Origin of the sequence: uncultured Chryseobacterium sp. (assembly GCF_913776365.1) — a bacterium.
Classification (GTDB): domain Bacteria; phylum Bacteroidota; class Bacteroidia; order Flavobacteriales; family Weeksellaceae; genus Chryseobacterium.
Map to the genome: position 1 here is coordinate 1 of NZ_CAJYMO010000278.1, position 4399 is coordinate 4399.

Annotated in this window: 4 protein-coding genes; all 4 read right to left on the bottom strand. The window is 42.2% G+C overall.

Annotated elements, in window-relative coordinates; all coding sequences use genetic code 11:
- Positions 1-118: 118 nt before the first annotated feature.
- A complete protein-coding gene (locus QZ735_RS14625) occupies positions 119-826 on the bottom strand; it encodes a VTT domain-containing protein (RefSeq protein WP_294249794.1) in 708 nt (235 codons plus the stop codon).
- 85 nt (positions 827-911) lie between these two features.
- Positions 912-2024, bottom strand: coding sequence for a peptide chain release factor 2 (gene prfB / locus QZ735_RS14630; RefSeq protein ID WP_294221336.1), 1113 nt, complete (start codon positions 2022-2024; stop codon positions 912-914).
- Positions 2025-2368: 344 nt separating this feature from the next.
- Positions 2369-2863 (bottom strand): hypothetical protein, encoded by a 495-nt coding sequence (locus QZ735_RS14635; RefSeq protein ID WP_294249796.1) that lies wholly within the window; start codon positions 2861-2863, stop codon positions 2369-2371.
- A gap of 211 nt (positions 2864-3074) precedes the next feature.
- Positions 3075-4399, bottom strand: a 1325-nt coding sequence (locus QZ735_RS14640; RefSeq protein WP_294249798.1) for an ATP-binding protein, incomplete at its 5' end; no start/stop codon positions are given.

A 4399-nucleotide genomic window follows, 5' to 3' on the forward strand; every position in this document is an offset into this window, starting at 1 on the left:
TGAATTATTGGAGGTCTACGGATGGTGGAGAAAATCGGAGTAATGGATTCTTCTATAGCATACAAAATAATAACCTGCTCCAATGATCAGGTTATTCTATATCTTATACTGGTAATTCTTATTTTTCTTCCTCGTCAAAATTATGGTTCTCATATTTTGAGAAATCCTGTTTTTTACCGAATAAAAATTTAATGATAATCGGAACAGTGGTGATCAGGACGATTACGATGATGATCAGTTCCAGCTTTTTCTTAAGGTCGATTCCGAACTGGTCGATGAACAGTTTATCCAGGTAATGCCCGGCAAAAATCAGTAAAAACGACCACAGTACGGCACCGATCACATTATCTCTCAGAAAGTCTTTTTTATCCATCTTCACGATCCCGGCCACAATCGGGGTGAATGTCCTTACCACCGGTAAAAATCTCGCCATGATAATCGCCAGTGCGCCGTTCTTTTCAAAAAAGTCATGCGCCTGGTACAGGTATTTCTTTTTAAACAACCAGTTGTCCGGTTTCTTGTACAACGTAGAACCTGCTTTTCTTCCGAAGTAATACCCTACTTCATTACCGATAATGGCGGCTAAAGCTACGGATGAAGCAAGAATGAAGGTATCAAGAAAATCACTTCCCGTAGAACCGAAAGTTGCCTGGATGATATCGATTGAATAAATTCCCGAAACGAAAAGCAACGAGTCTCCCGGTAAAAAAAATCCTATAAAAAGACCGGTTTCGGCAAAAATAATAAATAGAATCAGCCAGAACCCACCCAGTTTGATGTAGAACTCGGGATTTAATAAATCTCTCCAGTTGTTGTAATCTTCCATACCTTTTGATAAGCAACAAAAATAGGATTAATAAACGTCAAAAGGAAATATATTATAAGATTTTAACGAAATTTAAACACGATCTTTATAAGTCCATGTCATCGTCCGAAACGGCCGTCCCATCCGCCATCAGGAAGGCTTTCAGGAATGGCGTGAGGTTTCCGTTCATTACGGAATCCACATCCGAAGTCTCGAAGCCGGAACGTACATCTTTCACCAGCTTATACGGATGCATGACGTAATTTCTGATCTGGCTTCCCCATTCGATTTTCATCTTATTGGCTTCGATCTCGTTACGGGCTTTCAGCCTTTCTTCCAGTTCCATTTCGTATAACCTGGAACGAAGCAACTGCATGGCTTTTTCCTTGTTCTGAAGCTGGGAACGCGACTCGGAGTTTTCAATGATGATTCCTGTCGGCGCGTGACGGAGACGGACTGCCGTTTCCACTTTGTTTACGTTCTGCCCTCCCGCTCCGGAAGACCGCATCGTTTCAAATGAAATATCGGCCGGGTTGATGTTGATCTCGATGGTATCGTCTACCAACGGATACACATACACCGATACGAAACTCGTGTGGCGTTTGGCATTGGAATCGAAAGGGGAAATCCTTACCAACCGGTGAACGCCGTTCTCCCCTCTCAGATAGCCGAAAGCAAATTCCCCTTCTATTTCAAGGGTTACGGTTTTTACACCGGCCACATCGCCTTCCTGGAAGTTCAGCTCACGGATTTTATAGCCTTGCTTTTCCGCCCACATGGTGTACATTCTCATCAGCATGGACGCCCAGTCGCAGCTCTCCGTTCCTCCGGCTCCCGCCGTAATCTGAAGCACCGCCGACAGTTCATCGCCTTCATTGGAAAGCATATTCTTGAATTCAAGGTCTTCGATTTTCTCCACCAGCTGCGGGAAAGTAGCATCCAGTTCCTTTTCGGAATCCGGGTCTTCCTTGGCAAATTCCACCAATACCTGAAGGTCCTCAAACTGGGTATTGATCTCATCATAGGCTTCCACCCATTTTTTCTTGGACCGGAGCTGCTTCAGGAAAGCTTCCGCCGTTTTGGGATTGTCCCAGAATTCGGGTGCAGCCGTTTTTTCATCGTCATTGGCAATTTCTATCTTCTTTTTATCAATCTGAAGATATTTATGGAGGTCGTCAATCCTTGATTGGATTTCTTTTATCTGGTCGTTGTTGATCACGATTTTTTATTTCTGCAAAAATAAGAAATTTTTACTCCGTTATGGCCGGATTGTGTAGGTTTGACGATCAAAATAGAATAGATGGTTGCTGCCGGCCGGATCCTTACACCTGTAGATTCTGTTGTCCGTTATTGTTGGGTTGCGCAAAGGCGCAAGGTATTTGGATCATTATGCTGCTGAAAGACGCAAGAAATTTGACAATGTCAAATTTTTATAGCGGATACAATCTTTGAATTTATTCCCTTAAATCAACAGCGCTCAATTCTATCACAGATAAAATCCAGGCATCTTAAAAAGTTATGCCTTGCAAAAGATTCGCGTCCTGGCTTTTTCTAGCAATTATTCTATTTATCCAATATTATTTTGGCATCAAGTAATTGCTCAAAAAACCTCCTTGACTTTTTAGTTTCCGTTTTGAAACCCAGGATGACCATTAGATAAAAAATTATCAGCATAAATATCGGAAGAAGTATATCAACGTAACTGTAGCTCATATTGGCACTTGTTACATCAACAATTAAAAATCCTGCCACCATTAAGCCCCAGAATACGGAAAAGATGAGTACGAAAAGATGCAGCTGCATCTTTATTTCGATTCTGGTCCCGGTGGTATCCGGCTGAACCGTTCCGGTAATCCGGGGCTGGAAAGAATTCCTCCCCCTGATGATCCTGCTGATTTTGAAACGTTGGCCATCGATGATACCTTCGTATTCTTTTACAGGTCCGTTTTTAAAGATTCGCACCGTTTTTCGATCAACAGACCGGGAAAGGATCGCCATCACTTCATCCTGAGGAAAAGGCGATATATAGATGATATGCTCAAAAGGCAGGTATTTCATTGAGGCTATGTCTTAGTAGATTAGAAGAACAAAACTGGAAGTTGGAAACTTTTTTATTCAATGTTATAAACCCTTCAATATCAAATGGCATCAATTATTGATTGTGGGTAATTTTTAAATCTATGTTTAACAATCATCCAAAATTCACCATTAACTATTCACCATTAACCATTCACTTGCAGAGCAAAATTGACCTTTCACCCATCACCCATCACCCCTGGCTTCCGCCTTCTTCATTGTGATGGAAACCAATGATGCGTCGCGGTTCTTCCACCGCACGGTAGGTATCCACTTCTTTTTTCAGCTCTTTGATCCGGGACTGGAACTGGTCGAAATTGTTGATGGTAACGTCTTTCAGGAAAACGGCAATCTGATCGAGGTATTCCCCTGTCAGCTTTCCGGCAGCATCCCGCAGAGCTCCGTTAAGAAGGTTCTGGTCTATTTTCAGGTTTTCGTTACGGGTTTTCTGGTAAAGGTTTTTGATCCTCTTTTTCAGGCTTTGGGTAAAATCGATCAGCATGGTGTTGCTGAAGACTTTCATTTTGGCTGAAACGCCGTGCCAGAAAGGAATCTTATCGGCTTTATTGTTTTTTAGGATTTTAAATAAAAGCGAATCTTTCTCCAGGTTTTTGGTCATGGAATACAGGATAATCTCCGCCCGCTCCGCCACATTGGGAGGGAAAACAGGAACCATTACATCAAATCTTCCGGGAGCGGTAATTTCTTCGTCGATGTCGGAAACGGATTTGGCCGAACCTACCATCAGAAGATCTTCCTGCTCAAACCTGGAGATATGGTGAAGAATGATTTCCTGGGTTTCAAGGTTGCAGGCGGCGACATTGTTTTCCGACTTCCTTGCCATCATGATTTCATCGAAATCATCCATAAACAACAAAACCTTGTCTTCCTTCATCATGGTTACCAGAAAATCGTTGAAATTGGTCTGGTTGCCATCTATATACGAAGTCCCGAGATAATGTTTTTTCACTTCTTTAAACCGATAGCCGATAATTTCCGCAATCTTATTTGCCCAGAAGATCTTGCCGCTTCCGGGAGGGCCGTACAGGATGATTCCAGCCGGCTTGTTGATGCCCCAGTCTTTGATCTGCTGAGGGTTTAAAAACGGTTCCAGCATGCCCGAAATGTAGAAAAACAGATCCCGGTAGCCGATAAAATCCCTTTTCTGAAGACTGGTTTTATGACCGAAATAATTGTAAACGAATTGATAGTTGCCGCCCAATTGGTTATCGATCCCATAGCTTGAAACGGAAGACTTGAAAAACCCGTTATCGAAAATATTGGGATCTTTTTCTTTAATCGCTTCCTCTACTTTCTCTTTCGGTTGCTTAATGGTTTCGGCGATCTGCTCCAGGGTTTTGGTTTTGTCTAAATCTTTTTCGTAAAGCCTTAAAAATTCAGCATTTTCGCGGGCAAATTTTTCAAAATCCTTTTTTACTTCAAAATTCGTACGGATACAATCCGTAAGTTCAAGATCAAAATCCTGAATGAACTGCTTTATAGCTTCGGCGGAAACAT